This window comes from Agarivorans sp. QJM3NY_33 (assembly GCF_050870865.2).
GTDB lineage: Bacteria > Pseudomonadota > Gammaproteobacteria > Enterobacterales > Celerinatantimonadaceae > Agarivorans.
Window position 1 is genome coordinate 2,201,680 of the sequence record NZ_CP194039.2, and the last position, 17,940, is coordinate 2,219,619.

12 protein-coding genes and 1 pseudogene are annotated in these 17,940 nt (G+C 41.6%); 7 read left to right on the forward strand and 6 right to left on the reverse strand.

Going from position 1 to position 17,940, the window contains the following annotated elements:
* Positions 1-262 precede the first annotated feature (262 nt).
* Positions 263-2,401 carry an alpha-amylase gene (locus ACRRSY_RS09975; protein ID WP_432463083.1) on the forward strand — a complete coding sequence of 713 codons (2,139 nt, stop codon included), beginning with the start codon at positions 263-265 and terminating at the stop codon, positions 2,399-2,401.
* Positions 2,402-3,401: 1,000 nt separating this feature from the next.
* The gene (locus tag ACRRSY_RS09980) at positions 3,402-5,381 is read left to right on the forward strand and encodes a methyl-accepting chemotaxis protein (RefSeq protein WP_432463084.1); all 1,980 of its coding nucleotides are present in this window, start codon (positions 3,402-3,404) and stop codon (positions 5,379-5,381) included.
* 90 nt (positions 5,382-5,471) lie between these two features.
* Here ACRRSY_RS09980 and ACRRSY_RS09985 read toward each other — a convergent pair.
* Both ACRRSY_RS09985 and ACRRSY_RS09990 read right to left on the reverse strand, forming a co-directional pair.
* Positions 5,472-5,603 (reverse strand): annotated as a pseudogene (locus tag ACRRSY_RS09985) (IS256 family transposase); the annotation flags it as partial.
* 25 nt (positions 5,604-5,628) lie between these two features.
* The gene (locus ACRRSY_RS09990) at positions 5,629-6,513 is read right to left on the reverse strand and encodes a mechanosensitive ion channel family protein (RefSeq protein ID WP_432459260.1); all 885 of its coding nucleotides are present in this window, start codon (positions 6,511-6,513) and stop codon (positions 5,629-5,631) included.
* 163 nt (positions 6,514-6,676) lie between these two features.
* Between ACRRSY_RS09990 and ACRRSY_RS09995 the strand changes: the two genes are divergently transcribed.
* The 3 genes from ACRRSY_RS09995 (at position 6,677) to msrA (ending at position 10,155) form a co-directional block, all read left to right on the forward strand.
* Positions 6,677-7,516, forward strand: coding sequence for a mechanosensitive ion channel family protein (locus ACRRSY_RS09995; RefSeq protein WP_432453360.1), 840 nt, complete (start codon positions 6,677-6,679; stop codon positions 7,514-7,516).
* Positions 7,517-7,806: 290 nt separating this feature from the next.
* Positions 7,807-9,471, forward strand: coding sequence for a glutamine--tRNA ligase (gene glnS / locus ACRRSY_RS10000; protein WP_432453359.1), 1,665 nt, complete (start codon positions 7,807-7,809; stop codon positions 9,469-9,471).
* A 48-nt stretch (positions 9,472-9,519) separates the two neighbouring features.
* Positions 9,520-10,155: a peptide-methionine (S)-S-oxide reductase MsrA gene (gene msrA, locus ACRRSY_RS10005; RefSeq protein ID WP_432463085.1), complete on the forward strand. Its 636-nt coding sequence runs from the start codon at positions 9,520-9,522 to the stop codon at positions 10,153-10,155.
* Between the two features lie 391 nt (positions 10,156-10,546).
* On the opposite strand, the gene ACRRSY_RS10010 is transcribed toward msrA, so the two are convergent.
* Both ACRRSY_RS10010 and ACRRSY_RS10015 read right to left on the reverse strand, forming a co-directional pair.
* Complete coding sequence (locus tag ACRRSY_RS10010) at positions 10,547-10,774, reverse strand: hypothetical protein (RefSeq protein ID WP_432453357.1); 228 nt, start codon at positions 10,772-10,774, stop codon at positions 10,547-10,549.
* A gap of 287 nt (positions 10,775-11,061) precedes the next feature.
* Positions 11,062-11,631 carry an LON peptidase substrate-binding domain-containing protein gene (locus ACRRSY_RS10015; protein ID WP_432463086.1) on the reverse strand — a complete coding sequence of 190 codons (570 nt, stop codon included), beginning with the start codon at positions 11,629-11,631 and terminating at the stop codon, positions 11,062-11,064.
* Between the two features lie 564 nt (positions 11,632-12,195).
* Between ACRRSY_RS10015 and ACRRSY_RS10020 the strand changes: the two genes are divergently transcribed.
* Positions 12,196-12,378 (forward strand): hypothetical protein, encoded by a 183-nt coding sequence (locus ACRRSY_RS10020; RefSeq protein WP_432453355.1) that lies wholly within the window; start codon positions 12,196-12,198, stop codon positions 12,376-12,378.
* Here the strand turns inward: ACRRSY_RS10020 and ACRRSY_RS10025 are convergent.
* Positions 12,375-13,160: a J domain-containing protein gene (locus ACRRSY_RS10025; RefSeq protein ID WP_432453354.1), complete on the reverse strand. Its 786-nt coding sequence runs from the start codon at positions 13,158-13,160 to the stop codon at positions 12,375-12,377. The genes ACRRSY_RS10020 and ACRRSY_RS10025 overlap by 4 nt on opposite strands.
* Positions 13,161-13,664: 504 nt before the next feature.
* On the opposite strand from ACRRSY_RS10025, the gene ACRRSY_RS10030 reads away from it, so the two are divergent.
* Positions 13,665-14,771: a phosphoribosylaminoimidazolesuccinocarboxamide synthase gene (locus tag ACRRSY_RS10030; RefSeq protein ID WP_432453353.1), complete on the forward strand. Its 1,107-nt coding sequence runs from the start codon at positions 13,665-13,667 to the stop codon at positions 14,769-14,771.
* 175 nt (positions 14,772-14,946) lie between these two features.
* On the opposite strand, the gene ACRRSY_RS10035 is transcribed toward ACRRSY_RS10030, so the two are convergent.
* Positions 14,947-17,817 carry a hypothetical protein gene (locus ACRRSY_RS10035; protein ID WP_432459266.1) on the reverse strand — a complete coding sequence of 957 codons (2,871 nt, stop codon included), beginning with the start codon at positions 17,815-17,817 and terminating at the stop codon, positions 14,947-14,949.
* Positions 17,818-17,940 lie beyond the last annotated feature (123 nt).

Genomic DNA, 17,940 nt, shown 5'->3' on the forward strand with positions numbered 1-17,940 from the left:
TAAATTAGACGACCAAATCAGCATAATTAAGACTGTTCATCATAAAACAACATGCTAGGTGCAGCAAGGGGCTGCACCGAATCAATGCGTGATTATTCGCGAACTTGCTGTTTTGCCAAATGAAAGCGCTGTCAGTCATAAAATTAGCAAATAATCGTGCTTTGTTAGTGAAAACTTAACTAGCTTTTGTTTTCATCACTGTTATTGACGGAAAATAGGCCTTTGCAGCTTGTTTTTAGTGCTAAAACGCCAAGGAGTTTGGATGAAAGGTTTTAAATTAGGTCTAATCAGCGCTGCCTTAGTCATGTCCGCAGGTTCGGCGAACGTATCAGCGGCAATGATTAAAAGTCCCCTTTACTTGAATTACGCTGACAGTGGTGTGAATGCCGCACAACGTTTAAAGTTTTCAGGTAAAAGTCGCTATAAGATCACGCTACCGTTTGAAAAAGGCATTTACAAAATTCAAGTTTCAGACCAAGGGCAAAGTTGTGGACTTCGTTTTGGGCCAGAAGATGGTAGCAAGTTTGCTTTTTCTAAGCCTCTAGCGCTGAACGCATGCGCTAATGACCGTTATTTTGAGTTGAATATTCGCTTCGCGGGAAATTATGAACTGATTTTAGATAACTCACAAAGCGATAAACCAACGCTACAAGTGGCACGTAAGGCCAAGGCCTCAAGTTTTAAACGTAGCCCCCCTGCAGTTGACTGCATTCAGTGGGACGGGCAGCCAATTACGGTTGATGTAAGTTCTACTTTTAATAACGGTCAATTGGTGAAAGATTTTTATTCGGGCCAAACTCAGACGGTGACGAATGGTCAAGTGAGTATGCAGCCCGACCCCGCCAGCGGGGGACTGCTGTTATTAGAAGCTGCAGATGGCAAAGCCAGTGAGTTTTCTTGGGACAATGCTAGCGTTTATTTCATTATGACCGATCGTTTCAATAATGGGGATACGAGTAACGACTTTCCTTTTCATCGTAAAGCAGACGGCAAGCAAGAAACCGGTACTTTTCAAGGTGGAGACTTTAGCGGCATCACTGCCAAACTGGATTACATCAAAGATCTTGGGATGAACGCAATCTGGGTCACTCCCATTGTTGAGCAAATTCATGGCTTTATTGGTGGAGGCGACAACGGTCGTTTTCCATTTTATGGCTACCATGGTTATTGGGCCTTAGATTTTACCAAGATAGATCCGAACCTCGGCAGCGAACAAGATTTTGGACGTTTCGTTGATGAAGCTCATAAACGAGGTATTCGAGTGCTGGTTGATGTCGTCATGAATCATGTTGGCTACCCAACGCTGGATGATATGCAAACTATGGGCATTGATGCTTTAGCGCCCCATGCACCAGTGCCTAAACAATGGACCGATTGGCAGCCAGATTTGAGCAAGGGCCAAAATTGGTATCGTTACACTAATTTTATTCGTTGGAGCTCTAGTGAATGGGTTGATAAATGGTGGGGCCCGGATTGGGTTCGCAGTGGTATGGCGGGTTATACGGCGCCAGGGGGGGATGATATCACGATGAACTTGTCAGGGCTGCCGGATTTAATCACCGAAGGGACCAAGTCGGTGGGTTTGCCACCGTTCCTTAAACATAAAAAAGATACCAAGGCCGTCGAACGCGAAGGTTATACGGTGTCGGACTACTTGATTGAATGGCATACCAATTGGGTTCGTGACTATGGAGTTGATGGCTTTAGAGCGGATACAGTGAAGCATGTTGAGCCCGAGGTTTGGGGTAAACTCAAGCAAGCTGGAGTTGAAGCTTTGGCCGATTGGAAAGCCAAACACCCGGATAAAAAATTAGACGACAAACCCTTTTGGATGGTCGGTGAAGTTTGGCATCATGGAGCCTATAAAGATTTTTATTTTGATAATGGCATGGATAGTTTAATTAACTTCGAATATGGCGGTGGTAAAGCGGCGCTGAAAGGGGCGCAATGTCTTCCCCAAAACGAAGGTATCTATGCTAGTTACGCGAAAGAGATTAATCGAGACCCTAACTATAACTTGCTCACCTATATCAGTTCACATGATACCAAGTTGTTCTATTCCAATTATGAAGATTTAACGCTACAGGCTGGGGCCGGAACGGCCTTGATGATGATGCCCGGTGGTATACAGCTTTACTATGGAGATGAGAGTGCCCGCCCACGAGGGCGTCAATCAGATGCCTTTGATGCGCCCACGCGCTCATTTATGAACTGGCAGCAAATTACTAAAGAAGCGGATCGACAAGCGTTACTGAAACACTGGCAAACGCTGGGGCAATTCAGGAAGCGTCACGTAGCCATTGGTGCAGGAGAACACCATAAGATAAGTGATAAACCCTATGCATTTAGCCGCAGCAAGGGGAATGATAAGGTTGTAGTGGTGTTTGCGGGGCTTCAGTAGTCACTCTCACTTAAATTTGAAAAAAGCGGCTTAATTGAGCCGCTTTTTTATTTGAAATAACTCATTAATTGCGCAGCCATTGCTTGACTGGAAATACGTATGCTAACGAGTTGTTGTTGGCGCTGGACTGGTTGTTACCTCTTAAAAAGATATCATTTCACAGTCGCAATCTCGTTTGCAAGAGGATGCGCTGCTTGCTACTCCGACGAAAATTATGATGCTGCTAAGCACGATGCTTGGGTTTAGCGAAGTCTATTGCTTGTCTTTCTTTCAGAAGGAGACTGGAGCGTTTACATGGCAGTAGAAAAGCCTGATAAATAGTTAAGGAGTATTTATTGTTGGCTATCATTCAATAAAGTTTGGATATCTTCAAATTTCAGTTTCTTCTTCTCGTTCGTCATAAGTGAACTTATATCAATTGTTTTGCTTATCCAGTCATTTTTTCCAGTTATTAATTCGTTTGACAATGAAGATACATTTTTTTTGGCAAGAGTTGATTATGCAAACTACGCTTTAGGTTTTACACCTACTAAGACAAGCGCTTGAATATTATTTGAATACGGATAGTTCAATAATTAAACAGGTGAAGCATTGGTTTTATATCCGCACCGCTTTAAATGGAGTCAATATGTTTATATTTTTTAAAAATGTACTCGTGTCATCGCTCTGGTATTAACCACTGTATTTTGTATGAGTATGTTTGCTCGCTCTTAATGTCAGAGTGAAATTGTGAATATTTTCGCTCAAATTTCGCTTAAACATTACTCATTTTTTACTCTCAAAATCAGTGAGTTAACCGCGCATCTTTGAATAACGGATGACTATAGAGTTGTGCCGTTCGATGAATAAGCACTCATGCTTTTGTCCTGCCATTCATGTGCAGCTGGGGGAAATGCTACTTATTGCTAATTACGGTGTGAATTTTTATTTAATGACCAAATGATTATTAAAAGGGATGAGAGTTTATTACTCTATATGTCAATAAAAGTGGAGTTATATCGTGTTTGGATTTTCTAAAAAATTATATTTAGGTTTTTCGGTGGTGCTTATTCTTCTCTGTGTCGTGGGAAGCAGTGCTTATTTTGCCCTAATAAATGCGTCATCGGGATTTGAAGATTACCGATCTTTGGCTAGAGCCACTAATGCTGTCAGCCGTATTCAGGCTAATATGCTGATGGTGCGAATGAATGTGAAAGATTTTATTACGACCTCGGCCCAAAAAGATAAAGATGAGTTTGAATCGTATTGGCAGAAAACTCAAAACTATATGAATGAGGCAAAAGGAATTATTTCTGACTCTAAACGTATTGGGGTTATTAAGGATATTGATGGTTTGCTTAATGAATATAAAGCAGGTTTTTCACAGGTTGTTGTTCTTAAGGAACAAAGAAATGCACTGGTCAAAAATGTTTTAGATAGCAATGGTCCTTCAATTGAAAAAACACTGACTAAAATACTAATGTCAGCAGCAGCTGAAGAAGATATGCATGTTGCACATAAAACTGCATTAGCGACTCGCAGTTTATTATTGGCTCGATTATATGTTGTAAAATTTTTGATTTCTAATGAGCAATCTGATGTTGATCGAGTACATAAAGAGTTTTCTGATATAGATATGGAAATCAATAAGTTGGCTGATTCTTTGCAGGGTCAAGTACAGATGGAACTGCTTAAGGATGCACAAAAAAGTATCAGCGAATATGAAAAAGTTTTTGATGAGGTTGTTCAGGCAATAGCTGATCGTAATGTAATTATTAATGGCACACTAAATCGAATTGGTCCAGCGGTTGCAAAAATGACAGAAGATCTAAAACTGTCGATTAAGAAAGATCAAGACATCCTTGGTCCTCAATTGCAAGAAAGTAATCATAGTGCAGTCGTTATTATCGAGAGCATTGTGGCTGTTGCTTTAATCTTTGGTATTGCTATTGCCTTCTTTATTACTCGTTCGACAATGAATAGTTTAGGCGGTGATCCGTTATTGGTCACAAATATTGTTAGGCGTGTTGCCGAGGGGGATTTAGCGGTTGATTTACCCAGTCATAATGAACTCGATACTAGCTTGTATGCTGGTGTACGTATCATGGTTAAAAGTTTGCAAGATAAAGCAGTTCTTGCTCAGAAAATAGCTGATGGGGACCTCTCTTCTAAGATTGTGTTAGCGTCTGATAAAGATGTATTAGGCCTTGCTTTGCAAGAAATGGTACAGAACTTAAATGATATCTTAAGTGAGATCCAAAGCTCGGGAGATCAAATTGCAGCTGGCAGTGCAGAGGTCTCAAGTGTAAGCCAGTCACTTGCACAGGGGGCTACAATACAAAAAGATAGCTTACAAACCATTTCTGTAGCATTAGAGCAGTTGTCAACACAAACAGGCTTAAACGCAAATGGCGCCAATGATGCTCGAAAATTAGCTGAGACGGCTCAGCAAGCGGTATCTGATGGGCAGAATCATATGAAAGAGATGGTTGAAGCGATGAGTGAGATTAAGGAAGCGGGTGAAAGTATCGCCGTGTTTATTCAAACTATTGATGGCATCGCAGAGCAAACAAATCTACTCGCTTTAAATGCAGCGATAGAAGCGGCACGAGCAGGAGAGCAAGGTCGAGGGTTCGCAGTTGTTGCCGATGAAGTGAGGGGGTTAGCTTCGAGAAGTACCCAAGCGGCATCAGAAACCGCTAAATTGATACAGTTGTCATCAACTAAAACACTCAACGGTGTTGTGATTGCAGAAAAAACAGAGAAAGCACTGCTCGCTGTGTTTAGCGGTATTAACGAGACCACTGATTTGGTGGCGGGCATTGCTGCGGCCAGCAATGAACAAGCACTTGCGGTTGATGAAGTAACCCAATCAATTGCATCGGTTGGAGATGTTGTTGATCAAAATGCAGCAGCTTCGGTTGAAGGAGCCGCAGCAGCCGAAGAGTTAAGCGGTCAAAGTATTGCGATGAAAGAGGCATTGGCTCATTTCACCTTATAATAAATGATGGGAATAAAACGAATAGAATAAAATGGGTGCTCTTCTTAGTAGGTTTGAGAGCACTCATCATTCTTTGTTCGCTAATTTTGATTAGATGTTTAGGATATCATCCAGACGTCTATCAAAGTGAATTGCCAGTTGAGGCAATGTTATATTTCAATTCGGAATTGGCATTGTCCATTTACTGCAATTTACTATGCCTGCATAAAGAAGCTTAAGAACCTGCTTTAATCAGGTAACTCCGCTTTTATATGACATGATTATCGATACTTTTTTTACGATTTAATGTTAGCTCGCCATCGATGTGGATGTCTCGCTGTGGGAAAGCAATTACAATATTTTGTTCTGCAAATAGTTCATCGATCCGAAAGCGGATTTCACTGCTTACCTGTCTAAGTTGCCCTTCCATGTTGGCGTCCATCCAGAAGTACACGATAAACGCTAAAGCATTGTCACCAAAATCATTAAATATCACCGTTGGTGCGGGGGTCGTCAGCACTGAAGTTTGTTCTTTTACTGCTTGTTCTATCAGTTGAGCGACTTTTCGGCAAGGAGAGCCATAGGCTACGCCAATGCTAATTGAAGTGCGAGTTTTGTTGTCAATGAGAGTCCAATTAACCACGGTATTTTCAAGTAATTTACTATTCGGAATAAGCAAGTGGACGCCATCAGTGCGTCGGATCCGAGTGGAGCGGGTATTGATGGCCTCTACATTCCCTTTTACATTATCGACTTCCAAAAAATCACCAATTTTAATCGGTCTCTCCCACATTAATATCCAACCGCTTATAAAGTTATTGATGATATTCTGAGCACCAAAACCGACGCCAATTGCAACCGCACCAGAGAGAAAGGCAAAAGCAGTAATCGGGACATTGATCAAATCTAGAGTGGTGATCCCCATGACTAATATACCGAGTACATAGGTGATGCGCGTGACTAAATGAATTAAATCAGGGGCGACTTTTTGCCGAGTCATGCGATTTGTGAGTAGCTTTACAATGGTTCTAAGGGATAAATACCCAACGAATAACAAACAAGGAATGATGAGCAAGTCACCAGCACTAATTGCTTTGTCTTGAATGTGGAATATAGGTGTCTTCAGTAAGCTTGCTAAACTGTCAATGGTCACGGACTATCCTTGTGAAAAATTTGTAGCCGCGTCGGGACGGCCTTTGCCTGTATCTAGCAGCATCTATAAATCAAAGTTAACTTGTAATCAATTGTGTCTAGTTTAAATAAGATGCTAGAGTTGTGAATTAATTTTTACTGCGTGAATGAGTCAGTATTGTGTTATGAACTATTTAAGTCAATTTGTCCAAAATAAACTAGTGCTAACCGTTGGGGTGATTCTTTTTACCTTCCTGGTCAAATTTGTTGCTGTTAAATTGATAGATAAACAGCAAAAAAATAATGGTAAGGACCATCGAGACCTGATTAGTAACGTTAAAAATTTTCTTATTTTCATATTAGTCTTATTGCTATTCAATTTATGGGCTGGCGAATTGCAAAAATTTGCATTTTCTTTAGCGGCATTTGCAGTTGCGATAGTGCTAGCAACCAAAGAGTTTATTCAATGCATCATTGGTTTTTTCTATCTGATGTCAACTCGTCCCTTTCGGGCGGGGGAGTGGATCCAAGTTGATAACACTGTAGGGGAGGTTTCCCAATTGGATTGGATAAAAACCACAGTATTGGAAATTAATATCAATACTTATCAATACACAGGTAAAACCCTGTTTATTCCCAATAATAAATTAATTACCAGCACAATCAAAAACTTAAACTTTATGAAGCGTTATGCGGTGCATCATTTTGTGCTGGTGCGAGATACCATGATTAACCCTTTTAGTTTTGTTGCTCAATTGGCTGAAAATGCTGAAAGCTACTGTAATGACTTTGAAGACGTCGCAGCTCGTTACAACCAGTCTATCGAGCGAAAAATGGGGGGCGCAATCGTTGGGCCGAAACCGCAATTGGAAGTTGGCACCACTGAACTTGGTTATATGAAAATAGAGTTTACAGTGTTTTGTCCGACCGAAAAGGCAATGGAAATAGAGCAACAACTAACTGCTGATTTCATGCGTTTATGTTTGGCTGAGCAACAAAAACTAGGAGAAGTTTTGGCTAAATAAGAGGCCGCTTTTATAAAGCCTATTGAGATAGCGGGTCTTACTATCGATTGAAAGCCCTTTGTTGGGCTTTTTGTCTATGTGTGGTCGAGCACATCATAAGGGATGTGTTTATGCAGGGGGCTCTGCGGAGTCAAAACACTCAAAACAGACACATAGCGGTAAATCGTCGCTTTTATTCGCGCTTTGCGATGATCTTTTCAACGCTTAGTTGATGGTCGCTTGTACTAAGTTAAAGAATCAGGGATTATACGGAATTATTTTGTATGAACTGTTTTTATAGGTAGGCTGGTATGAGTGAGGCGGAAAATCGCCCTAGCAATTTCATTCGTCATATTATTGATGAAGATCTTAAGTCAGGAAAACACACTAGCGTTCATACGCGTTTTCCTCCAGAGCCAAATGGCTATTTACACATCGGCCATGCGAAGTCGATCTGTTTAAATTTTGGAATTGCTCAGGATTACCATGGCGCGTGTAATCTACGTTTTGACGACACGAACCCAGAAAAAGAAGATATCGATTACGTTAACTCGATCCAGCAAGACGTTAAGTGGCTAGGATTCGACTGGGATGGCGAGGTTCGTTATTCATCAAATTACTTTGACCAGTTGTATGGCTATGCGCTAGAGCTGATTGAAAAAGGCTTGGCTTATGTTTGTTTCTTAAACGGAGATGAAGCTCGGGAATATCGTGGCACCTTGAACAAGCCAGGGAAGAACAGCCCATATCGTGATACTTCGGTTGAAGAAAATTTAAGTCTGTTCGAAAAAATGCGCGCTGGTGGATTTAAAGAAGGCGAGTGTTCATTGCGAGCCAAGATCGATATGAGTTCATCGTTCATGTGTATGCGAGATCCGATCATTTATCGAATTCGTTTTGCTCACCACCATCAAACGGCAGATAAATGGTGCATCTACCCGATGTACGATTTTACGCATTGTATTTCTGATGCTATCGAAGGCATCACTCATTCGCTATGTACCTTAGAATTTCAAGACAATCGTCGTTTATACGATTGGGTATTAGAGAATATTACGATTGATAGCATTCCACATCAGTATGAATTTTCACGTTTAAATCTCGAATATACCGTGATGTCTAAGCGCAAGCTAAATACCTTGGTGACAGACCATCATGTAAATGGTTGGAATGACCCTCGTATGTTAACTATTGCTGGCTTACGTCGCCGTGGTTATACCTCAGCTTCTATTGTCGAGTTCTGTAAACGGATTGGTGTCACTAAGATGGAAAACATGGTTGAGATGCCAATGTTGGAAGCTTGTATTCGTGAAGACCTCAATACCAATGCACCTCGAGCGATGGCAGTATTGGATCCGATTAAAGTGGTGATTGAAAATTACCCAGAAAATCAAACTGAGAATTTGCTTGCACCAATTCATCCAAGCGAAGATCGGGGAGAGCGAGTCGTTCCATTTAGTCGAGAACTATATATTGAAGCGGAAGATTTCCGCGAAGAAGCCAATAAGAAATTTAAACGTTTAGTCTTGGGTAAAGAAGTTCGCTTACGTAACGCTTATATGATCAAAGCAGAGCGTTGTGACAAAGACGCAGACGGCAAAGTGACCACGGTTTATTGTAGTTACGATGACACGACGTTAGGTAAAAATCCGGCTGATGGACGCAAGCCTAAAGGGGTGATCCATTGGGTTTCTGCAAAACATGCTAAACCGGCTGAGATCCGTCTTTATGATCGTTTATTCACGGTGCCAAATCCTGCTGCGGAAGAGGATTTCACCAAAGTACTAAATCCTGAGTCCTTGGTCGTTAAAAAGGCTTTTGTAGAACCGAGTTTAATTGATGCGGTTGCCGAACAAGCCTACCAATTTGAACGTCAAGGTTATTTTTGTGCTGATAATGTTGATTCCAGTCGCGAGCATTTAGTGTTTAATCGCACCGTGGGTTTGCGGGATACTTGGGCTAAAACCGGTGAGTAATGCTTTTTGTCAGCTTACAACTCTCAATGATTTGAAGGAATTCTGTCGATGGGCAAGAACCAAATAGTTAGCCAAGCGGATGCCTTAAAAGGCCGAGAAGAGGCGATTTGCTTAGATGGCATTCATGCAGTAAACGGGAGTGATTACCTTGCTGGCGTTTCTAATGGCTTGAGCGAAGCTTATTTTGCTTTGGGTTGTTTTTGGGGCGCCGAGCGTTTGTTTTGGCAACAGCAGGGGGTGGTGTCCACAGCGGTTGGTTACGCGGGGGGCTACACGCCTAATCCTAGCTATGACGAAGTCTGTACTGGGTTAACTGCGCATGCTGAAGCCGTGCGAGTCATTTATGACCCAACGGTGATTACTTATCAAGCGCTGTTAACTTGTTTTTTTGAGCAGCATGACCCCACTCAGGGAATGCGCCAAGGTGGTGATGTTGGCAGCCAATATCGTTCGATGATTTTTACTTTGAGTCGCGAACAGGCAGCACTTGCGGAGCAAGCGCAACGAAGCTACCAGCTGGCATTGAACAGCGAGGGCTTGGCGAAGGCAATTAGTACTGAAATTGTTGAGTTTGATAAATTTTATTATGCTGAGTCAGAACATCAGCAGTATTTGCACAAGAACCCTAATGGCTATTGTGGTTTGGGTGGTTTAGGGGTTTGCCTACCGCCTTGGCTGCGATAAGACTTTGTTGGTTTAAAAAAGCAGCGTATACGCTGCTTTTTTTATTAGCGATGAGGTTAATACCAATCTGAGTACTTATATGATTAATTTATTGCGCAGAATAAATCTGTCGATAACAAGGCATGCAACGTAGTAACTGGTGGCTCTAATTACAAGATACATCACCCAGTTAGCGCTGATTTAGATCCGCAAGAATGAACCGATAATGAGTTAGATTGGTATCAATCGAACCGTCGGAGAGTTATTTATTTTTAGTGGATATTCGCGACGTTATTCAGCTGATTCACCGAGAAATTTAATTTATGAGTGAGAGTACAAGGTGAGCTTTCGGGCTAAGGCGACCAAATAAAACGATAGACAAAGGGGAGTAAGAACTCCCCTGTGCTTTGGACTAGCCGCGCAGTTTTAAGATACTAATTTGGTGGTTAATACCAAACTGTTCGGCTGCCTGTTTAAATCCGAGCTCCAAGCTTTCAAAACTCAAGCTTGATGTAAACTCCATACACAAAATGTCGCGTTCTTGCTCGATATTCCATAATACGGCTTCATCGGCAGTGGCACTTTGGAGTAATGGTAGAGCTTGGGTAATTGCTGCGCAAATTTTTGCTTTATATCTCATGAATCACCTTTAGGAAAGTAAACTTCGCAGACGGTCTACTTTCTAACATCTAGATATTAATCATTCCAAGGGTAATAGGGTGTAAGCAAATCAGGACTTTTGCCCTGATAACAGACTTCCGCAAACACGCCTGTCATCATCCATGACTGAATTATAATAAAGCAATTTGCCATTTAAGGCTGTGTAAAAGTTCGCAAATTATAATCAAAATGACACGATTGACTATTTCTTGAGCGTGATGACCTTTTTTTGTGACTGTAGGTCGATGATGTAGAACTGAAACTAAGCTAATCTTCGTCGATGTCAATTTCTGGAAGTAAGTGTAAAACTAAATTACTCAGAGTAGGAAAGTTATTCTCTTTTAAAATTTGGTTCTTTGCGGTGGTTGAAAATGGTAATAGTTCTAGCCAGCGTAATACCACCCAGCGTGGATCTTCATAGTCGAGATAATCTGGATGTTGTTTGTAGATTGGATGACGTTCAAGCACTTCTTTGAGTTTGCTTGTCATTTGTTGATTGTTTATTGCCTCCGAGCTGTCTTCCCACTCGGGGATTTTTAGAATGAGTCCACTAAGAAGGTTATCGTCAGCTTGGCTGATATCGGTGATAGAAACACGTTCGATAGCCTGAATGGAAATGCCTAACATCCCATCTTTTAACTGTTCAAAATCTTCGATAAGACAGAGTACACCGATGTCATTATCGGTGTTGTTGTGAGTTGGTTGGCATAATACAAATCCCTGTTGATTTTCACTTGCTAAGGCGACTAAGCGGAGATAACGAGGTTCAAAAATCCGCAGTTTACTTCGTCCGCCGGGCAGCATAAAAAGAGCTAAAGGGAATAAGGGTAGTCGCATACTTCACCTAAATGGGGCTTGGCTTATTTGGTGCCTGTTGAGCTTTATGTTTTGGGTCAGGGGCAACGCGAGGTTGTCGCGATGCATATCGTTTAATCAGTTAAGCACACATATTGTAACTTTTCCTTGAAAGAATAAGAAACGAGTTTTCTACCGCACCGTTATTACTTGGATGTTTTCCTCGGTGAAAAAACGATGAAATCCTTGTATCAACTAGGTTCACCGAGATATTTGGAATAAAATGAGTGATAAAGGAGTCATGTTGGCAAGGCTATTTTTGTTCAGGCATTGTAAATAGTCTGCCGGCTCATCTTATACTTAATAAGTAGGGGGGCTTCCCAAGTTCGCAGTAAAGGTGATTTGATATGTTTTACAATGAGAGTTTTACGCCATAGCTAATGTCTGGTGCCGAGATGAGGTCTAACTTGGGATGCGAGTATGTCATTGACTAAGAAATTGTATTTATGGGTATTATGAGATTTAAATAGTGTTTTGAGTATTTGTTTGTTCAATTTAATAATTCTTAGAGTTATTATTCTAAGGTCTATTGAGAGAGAGCCAATTATGCAACAGATCCATCGAGAGTTTGATCAGTTACTATCTCCGCTCGAACAACTTCAATCGCTGTGTGATAGATTACCTGATGCAGAACTAAGATCGCAGTTAATCAAACAAATTGCTTCAATCAGAGAGCAAAATGAACAAGCTAAACAAGAGCTATGTTCGCTGTTAAATCGTAATTCCTAGTGGTTGATATCTATCTGCATATCAATGTCCATAAATGGATCTTCTACTATAAATAGGTCTTCTAGTAGTACGTTATCCATGTTTATCGTTCCCTCGTAGAGGCTTGCCATTGACTGTATTTGATGCTGGGTTAAAAACTGGCGTTGTTCCTGAGTTAAACGACCAAGTTGGTCGGCGGTTAATAATTGGCTGATAAGCTGTTTGCTCTGTTCAAAATCTGTTTGTAAATATTGTTGGCGGGCTGAGCTAAGGCGCAGTTTCTGCTTCAGCTCCCATAGCTTGTAAGAGTTGTCCAAGGCATTGTCGGTCTGTGCGAGGGGTGGCATTGCTTGCTTGCTTGGGGAGATATCTGCCAAGGAGGGGGGCGTTTGGGGAACATCAGCTGCTTGACTGGTGTACCAAGCCCACGCCAAAGCAACATTCATCAGAATTAATAATGCCACTAATAGTGGCATGGTGACTCTTTTTAAAGCCTTGTTTTCTTTTTCTTGTTGCCGTTTAGCGATGGCAATACTGAGCTTTTGAATCGCAAACTGCTGTTGATGAATCGTTTTTTTTAAACTCTGGATCAGTTGTTTATCTTGTTGATTGACCGCTAGGCTTAATTGCAGAGCCCCTTCACCTAAGATCAATTTGTGATAACTATTTTGGATCATCACCATTAGCGCCGCCGAACCACCTTTATCGGGGTGGCAACGCATCGCCAATTGCTTATATCGCGTTTTAATTTGTTGCTCGTCGGCATCTTCATTTAAAGCAAAAAGCTGGAAGTGAGTAGTCATTTAGCGTGTAACAATTCCATTTATACAGGCTATTAGAATACAAAGTTTTGTTGTGCTTGTCTTAATATTTAAATGTGTTGTTACTGAGGATTGATTTGTCGATATTCTCATATTTATGACGAATGACTGGCGGAACTGGTGTTTATCATTTATTGCTGAAGCCATGAACCAATGGGCGATGCTGGTTGTGTTCACGTCAAACTTTGTGCTTTGGCTTAATGCTCACTGATGTTGACAGATCCTTCGTCGGGGAGGAGAGGCGAGCCAGTTAGTGCTGATTTATTCGGCGTTGCTGGTGATTTATTTTGGTTGGCACACGTCAACGAGCCTGCCTTGTCTAAATATACAACAGCTCGCCGCAAAAACACGGATCAAAGTTTAACAGGCTCTAGTAGTTGCCACACTTTCTGGTAAAATCTTTGCGCAAATAATCGTTCCCTGTAAAACGCTCATCCTAATTACGGTTAGCGTCGCGTTTTCACTTTCTAAATAGGACTGTTTACCATGAGCCTCGCTGATAAAGTATTAGCAGTGAATAACGATCTTCCCATACGCACCGATAGCCCCGTTCACAGCGGTAAAGTTCGCTCGGTTTATTGGTTGACTGACGCCGATAGCAAACGGTTAATTTTAGAGAAGGGCTATGATGTTGCGCCTGACACTCCATTAGCGATTATGGTGATCAGTGATCGCATTTCTGCTTTCGACTGCATATGGCATGGCGAAGAGGGCCTCAAGGGCGTACCTGGCAAAGGGGCTGCTTTAAACGCTATTTCTAATTATTGGTTTAAGTTATTTAAACAACAGGGATTGGCCGATAGTCATATTTTGGATATTCCGCATCCCTTTGTTTGGATAGTGCAAAAAGCACGTCCAGTGATGATCGAAGCGATCTGTCGCCAATACATTACCGGGTCAATGTGGCGAGCCTACGAAAAAGGTGAACGAAACTTCTGTGGTATCAAATTACCCGAAGGCTTAAAACGCGATCAGAAGTTGCCAGAATTGCTGATTACCCCTTCGACTAAAGGCATTCTTAAAGGGATCCCTGGGGTGCCTGAAGCGGATGATGTGAATGTAACACGGCAAAATATTGCAGATAATTTTAGCGCCTTTAAGTTTCAATCGGCCGATGACATTAGTGTTTATGAAAACTTATTAAAACAAGGGTTTCAGCTGATTAGTCAAGCATTAAGCGAGGTTGATCAAGTGTTTGTTGATACCAAGTTTGAGTTTGGTTATGTGACGGATGCTGATGGAAACGATAAGTTGATCTATATGGATGAGGTTGGGACGCCAGATTCATCGCGGATCTGGGATGGCCCAGAATATCGCCAAGGAAAGGTTGTAGAAAATTCGAAAGAAGACTTCCGTCAAACGCTGTTAAATTATTTCCCCGACCCCGACATTTTGTTAAATAAAAATCGCATGGATGAACGTGAAGCCTTAGCGCGAGATAATAGTTTGCCTGTAGAGGTATTAATGAAGATCTCTAGTACTTATATTGGTATTGCTGAAAAAATTACCGGAAGTGAGATTGTGATAGGCGATAATCCTAAACAAGAGGTGATTGATATTTTGCGTAAAGAATATGACTTGATTGTCGATTAACTTTCTCTTCTCCTTCGACGCCAAATTATACTGGTGTTGTGCGCTGTTATGACCAGCTGAAGTTGGTCATAACAGCATATCGATTTAGCTCCCGCTTGTATGCATCACCTTAAAGCCGCCGTGGCTTTGCGCAGTTGGCAGCGGTAGACTGATAGCGTTAAGCTAAACCGCGCTTTTACAAATATTCACTCAAATTTGCTTGGCAAAGCTCTAGGGCGTGGCTGTCTTTGTTTAAACTTGCCTGAAGCATTTCGCCTAACAATGTGCTTAGTTTTACATCATCAAATTTTTGAGCACTGAGGATAATTTCTTGAACTTGTTTTTGCACTTCAGGCCATTGTTGTGCTTGCAATTGCCGATTGATCTGCGATAGCCGTTGCCGAGCTTCGCTGCTAAAGATGGGGTATAAGGCCTTTAGGTAACTCGCTGGTGTGCTAGCAGTGACTTGGTTCTCTATCTCTTCTGGGGGGGCTTGTTCTGTTGATGTACAGAGTTGATTAATTATCTGGCTATATTGCTGCTCGGTTTGGTTCAGAGTATCGAGTAGTTGTTCATCTTGAAATAACTGTTCGAAGAGCGATGATTTAAGTTGTTGCTGACTAATCACAGTGTATAGCTGTTCAGCAGTAACGGGTAATTCAATCTGTTGATAGCTTAGTTTTGCAAGGTATTTCGGCAGCTCTTGGAAAGACGAATCCTGAAGAATAATCAAATTTTGCAGTTTATGTTTTAAGGCTAATTGTGCGAGTTGAGGAGAGTGCACTTGGCTGGCATTGATGATTACACTTTCGATAGAGGCCAGATTAGCCAGCCGTTGCTGAGCTTGGTTAATGGTGCAATATTCAGCTTTTAAACCATAGCTTTCATTGAGAACGGCTATATAGTCTGGCGCTTGCGACTCGGTTCCTAGTGAAAAAACCAACCGTGCTTTTTCATTCGATTGGGCCAGCCCTTCTGCTGCGATAGCGGCCAAAGATGAGGCTTTTACTTCACGTTGTTGCTGTTGTTCGCTTTCAGGATTGCTAGTTATGAGTTGTTCATAAAGAAAACTACTCAGTCGTGGCCGTAAACAGTAACGGTGTTCCGATTCTAGTTGTGCCAATGGCGGCGGGGTGTCGACATAGATGAAGTGTTTTAACGATGTCGCAGCTAATTTAGTTATAAATTCAGGCAGCTCCGCTCGCTCACTGACATACCATAATGTTTGTGTGGTATCGATTTGCTCGAGTTGCTCTTGGGTGAGTAGTTGTAAACCAAATAATTGTAGCTGTAGATTAAGACACTGCTGGGCAAAACCGGGTTCTATATCGATAAGTACTTGGATTTGTTTTGCTTGAGTTTTTACCTGCTCGAGCATTGATGTTTTAGCGGTACTCTCTAGAGACATCGTTAAACACAAAGAGTCTTGGTGTTGCTGTTGCTCGCCACCAATCTGTTCCAACAAGACTGAACTACAAGCTAACAGGGATTGTTGTATTGGCTGTAAGTGGTTGGCTTGTTCAACATCAATATTCAACTGTATTTGCTGTTGTTGTAAATCGAATTGAAATAGTACCTGAGTTCCCTCTGGATATAAGGAAATTAAATACAGCTGTAGGTCAAATATTGCCTGAGTGAGCGCAAGGTTTAACTGGTAGTAGGGCTTCATTTCAGGGTTAATAACTAAGCCCCAGTCAATATTTTTACAGGCTAACAGAGGGGCAAATGTGCTGAGGCGCTGTTCAAATAGGTGAATCACAGAATAGGCATCGGTATTGAGTGTTACTGCTTTGTTTTGTACCCAAGGTAAACAGCGTAGCAAGCTCGATAAGCGCAAGCTGCTATCGAGCGCTAGACCTTTGTTGAGGTGATCCGCCAGTAAGGTGTTATTTAACTGGTGCAAGGTGCTGAAACATGCGGCTTTTAGTGGTGAATAAAGCTCAGCTAACTGTAACTGCTGGACGCTACTAGCCAAGCTTGTTTGGCTTGGTTTGGCTTTCGTTATTGTTGGTATTGGCACTAAACGAACTAAATACAAGGCATCGTCATGAAAGTTCAGCGTGATGTGAGTCGCATAGAATTGTTGATCGGAATTTTTACCACGGACTAACAAACAAAATTGTTCTGGGTAGGAGACTAAGAGCTCGATAAAATCAGCTGAATTTTCTGTATCTTGTTGGGCTTTAGGCTGAAAGTGCTCGTTTAAATTAGTGCGCGTTAGTTGCTCTGCAGCGATCCCCAAATAGCTTAAAGCGGATGGGCTCGCTTCGATCACATGATTATGTTCGTCGACCACATAGTAAGCTTGATTCAGCTGTTCTAAGAGGGCTTTTTTTAGACTATTGGCTCGACTTGATAGTGCAACTAATTGTTTGAGCTTTTGCTGATTTTGCAGTTGTTCACTATTAGCTTTACTGAGTTGTTGCTTAAGTTCTTGATATTGTTGTTCTACGGAAGCCGCTGATTGCTGATTTGTCTGTTGCGGTGCTTTTGTTGCATTTGATGTGGTTAAGGGCTTTGCTTGGGAAGTAACTTTGGGCCTGAGTATTCGTGCTGCGATTAAACTAAGTATTAATTGTAGAAAGGCGAGCAGAATAATTGGACGAGCTAATGGTTGTTGATTGGATTTCAACCAATCGACTAGCCTCGTTGGACTACTGAATTCAATTTCAACCCAAGCTAAAGGGTTGATCTGCTTGGCTGGGATCTGCTGATTATTAAATTTTTGGGCTAATTTATGGGCCTTCAGATAATTTTCACGGCCCTGTTGCAAGGGTTTTCCGGCCTCCACCATTAGCTGCTGGCTGCTCTCATCTGTCACTTTCACGTAGTTGATACTAGGTGAAAGCAACAGTTGTTGAGCTAACGCTTCCAGCTGGGCTTTATTTTGACTATTTACCGCTTTTCTGGCACTGATTTCAAATAAACTTAAGGCCGTTTTCACTTCATTGACGCTAGCGTTACGTTGTTGTTCAAATAAGACCGGCAGACAAACAAAGCCTAGGCTGGTAATAATGACAAAGCTAACTAAGTTGATGATCAATACAGTTCTAAAAAAGTTATTCACAGTCGTCCTTGCAGTGAAAATATGCGTTTAGGCAAAGCGTTATTTGTGGATCATGATAACTCAAATTCATTGTCTCAGCAGTAATCTTGGCTCGCTTGTTGTTATCGCGGATAATAATAAAAT